3 protein-coding genes and 1 pseudogene are annotated in these 3,298 nt (G+C 66.3%); 1 reads left to right on the forward strand and 3 read right to left on the reverse strand.

Annotated elements, in window-relative coordinates; all coding sequences use genetic code 11:
• A pseudogene (locus tag KH616_RS23175) lies at positions 1 to 216 on the reverse strand (DUF3025 domain-containing protein); the annotation flags it as partial.
• Complete coding sequence (gene pyrC, locus KH616_RS23180; protein WP_292252290.1) at positions 213 to 1,277, reverse strand: dihydroorotase; 1,065 nt, start codon at positions 1,275 to 1,277, stop codon at positions 213 to 215. The gene pyrC and the pseudogene KH616_RS23175, both read right to left, overlap by 4 nt.
• A 209-nt stretch (positions 1,278 to 1,486) precedes the next feature.
• Between pyrC and KH616_RS23185 the strand changes: the two genes are divergently transcribed.
• Positions 1,487 to 2,389: a class II glutamine amidotransferase gene (locus tag KH616_RS23185; RefSeq protein ID WP_292252291.1), complete on the forward strand. Its 903-nt coding sequence runs from the start codon at positions 1,487 to 1,489 to the stop codon at positions 2,387 to 2,389.
• A 204-nt stretch (positions 2,390 to 2,593) separates the two neighbouring features.
• Here the strand turns inward: KH616_RS23185 and KH616_RS23190 are convergent.
• Positions 2,594 to 3,298, reverse strand: a 705-nt coding sequence (locus KH616_RS23190) for an amino acid ABC transporter ATP-binding protein (RefSeq protein ID WP_292252292.1), incomplete at its 5' end; no start/stop codon positions are given.

Here is a 3,298-nt window from a genome sequence, read left to right on the forward strand (position 1 = left end):
CAACGACCGGCCGCGGCCGCTGACGCGCGGCGCATCGCGCAGCGCGCCATTCAGCGCGGCAAGCAATGCGGCGTCGCCCGCCAGCGCGGCCGACTGGGCGATGCGGCCTGCCCCGGCGAATTCCGCAAGCCATGGCGCGCCCCAGTCGATCCGGGCGAACGCCGCCGCGTCGACGCCAGCAGCTTGCCCGGCCGCACGCGGCGACGCGTCGTTCACACGAGTTTCCAGCCGATCGATTCGCCTGCGCGCAGCGGCACGACCGGCGTGTCGCCTGCGAAAATCTCAAGCGGCAGTTCCCACGACTCGCGACGCAGCGTCACCGTCTCGGTCGCGCGCGGCAAGCCGTAGAAATCTGCCCCGTGGAAGCTCGCGAAGCCTTCGAGCTTGTCGAGCGCGCCCGCATTGTCGAACGCTTCAGCGTAAAGCTCGAGCGCATGCAGTGCCGTGTAACAGCCCGCACAGCCGCATGCGGCTTCCTTCGCGTCGCGCGCGTGCGGCGCGCTGTCGGTACCGAGGAAGAAGCGCGGACTGCCCGACGTGGCCGCCTCGACGAGCGCGACGCGATGAAGCTCGCGCTTGAGCACCGGCAGGCAATAGTAATGGGGGCGGATACCACCGACGAAGAGCGCATTGCGGTTGTACAGCAGGTGATGCGGCGTGATCGTCGCGCCGATGAGGCCCGGCGCCGCGTCGGCGTCGCGTACGTAGTCGACCGCATCCTTCGTCGTGATGTGTTCGAACACGACCTTGAGGCCCGGGAAATTGCGGCGCAGCGGCGTCATCACGCGGTCGATGAAGACCTTCTCGCGGTCGAACATGTCGATCGACGCCTCGGTCACCTCGCCGTGCACGAGCAGCGGCATGCCGACGTCCTGCATCGCCTCGAGCGTTTTCGTGCACTTCGCGAGGTCGGTCACGCCTGCGTCGGAGTTGGTCGTCGCGCCGGCCGGATACAGCTTCACGCCGTGCACGAAGCCGCTTTCGCGCGCGCGGCGGATCTCGTCGGGCGGCGTGTTGTCGGTCAGATAGAGCGTCATCAGCGGCTCGAACTTCACGCCGGCGGGCACCGCGGCCAGGATCCGCTCGCGGTATGCCTGCGCCTGTTCGGTGGTCGTCACGGGCGGCTTCAGGTTCGGCATGATGATCGCGCGGCCGAACTGGCGCGCGGTGTGCGGCAGCACGGCGGCCAGCATCGCGCCGTCGCGGACGTGCAGGTGCCAGTCGTCGGGACGAGCGAGCGTCAGCGTCGCCGGGGAGGAAGCGTTCGAGGCAGTCATAGGTGGCGTCGTAAGGAACGGGCGGGCAAGCGAAGCCGGAACGCGGACGGTGTGCCGCCGTGGCGCCGGCTGACGGCAAACCGCAACACGGGGCCGCCGGCCAGCGGAATCCGCTTCTTGCCGCTCTGGGCTCGGTGATATGCTAGAAACACACATTGTACCGGGTTCGTCCGGTGCATTACCTCGCTTCAACAGCCCGCCCCAGCAAAATGTGCCAACTCCTAGGAATGAACTGCGCCGCGCCGACGGACGTCACATTCTCATTCACCGGCTTCGCGGCCCGGGGCGGAATCACCGATCACCATGCCGATGGCTGGGGCATCGCCTTCTTCGAGGACAAGGCCTGCCGCCTGTTCATCGACCAGCAGGCATCGGCCACCTCGCCGATCGCCGAGATGGTCAAGCGCTACCCGATCAAGTCGAAGAACACGATCGCGCACATCCGCAAGGCGACGCAAGGCCACATCCTGCTCGAAAACAGCCATCCGTTCATGCGCGAGCTGTGGGGCCGGCACTGGATCTTCGCGCATAACGGCGACCTGCACGACTACATGCCAGACCTGGAGGGGAGCGTCTATCAGCCGGTCGGCACGACCGACAGCGAGAAAGCGTTCTGCGTGCTGATGCAGGGGCTGCGCGAAGCGTTTCCGGGCGCGCAGCCGCCGCTGCCCGAACTGTTCGAGCGGCTCGGCGAACTGACCCGCGGCATCACCGATCACGGGGTGTTCAACTTCCTGATGTCGAACGGGCAGGCGCTGTTCGCGCACTGCTCAACGCGTCTGCATTATCTGGTGCGCCGCTGGCCGTTCTCGACCGCGCATCTCGTCGACGAGGATCTGTCGATCGACTTCGCGAAATACACGACGCCGGAGGACCGCGTCGCCGTGATCGCGACGCAGCCGCTTACCGACAACGAAGTGTGGACCGCGTTCGAGCCGGGCGAGCTGATCATGTTCCAGTGTGGCGACGTCGCCGCGCGCATGCAGATTCCCGTCCCGCCGTCGGTGCTGGAAAAGCTGCGCAATCCGGCGCTCGACGCGTCGGCATCCGCGCCGGCACGGTCGTTGCCGGCCGTCGCAGCGGACGTCGGCGAGGATGCGTTCGACTTCTGACCGGACGCTCCGTCACGGTTCGTTCATGAAAAAAACCGCCCGGCAGTGCCGGGCGGTTTTCTTTTGGTGCGACGGGCTTCGCCGGTGACGGGCTTTCAGCGACCGGCTTCCGGCAACGAATTCCAACGACGAACCTCCGCAAGCCAGCCCAAGCCGACACCCGCACCGAACCCGTTGCGCCGGGCCACCGCCCGTCCCACGCACTCAGTGCAGGATCTTCGCGAGGAAGTCCTTCGCGCGGTCCGACTTCGGATTCGCGAAGAAATCGTCCTTGCGGTCGTCCTCGACGATCGCGCCCTTGTCCATGAAGATCACGCGATGGGCGACCTTTTTCGCGAAGCCCATTTCGTGCGTGACGACCATCATCGTCATGCCTTCCTTCGCGAGCTCGACCATCACGTCGAGCACCTCGTTGATCATCTCGGGATCGAGCGCCGAAGTCGGCTCGTCGAACAGCATCGCGATCGGATCCATCGACAGCGCGCGCGCAATCGCGACGCGCTGCTGCTGCCCGCCCGACAGCTGGCCCGGATACTTGTGCGCGTGCGCCTTCAGGCCGACCCGATCGAGCAGCTTCAGCCCCTTCTCGGTCGCCTCGTCCTTGCTGCGGCCGAGCACCTTGATCTGCGCGAGCGTCAGGTTCTCGGTGATCGACAGGTGCGGGAACAGCTCGAAGTGCTGGAACACCATGCCGACCTTCGAGCGCAGCTTCGACAGGTTCGTCCTCCTGTCGCCGACCGACTGGCCGTTGACGAGAATCTCGCCCTGCTGGAACGGCTCGAGGCCGTTCACGGTCTTGATCAGCGTCGACTTGCCCGAGCCCGACGGCCCGCAGACGACCACCACCTCGCCCTTTTTCACCTCGGTCGTGCAATCGGTGAGAACCTGAAACGGGCCGTACCACTTCGA

It is taken from the genome of Burkholderia sp., from assembly GCF_018375725.1.
In the GTDB taxonomy this organism is placed as follows: domain Bacteria; phylum Pseudomonadota; class Gammaproteobacteria; order Burkholderiales; family Burkholderiaceae; genus Burkholderia.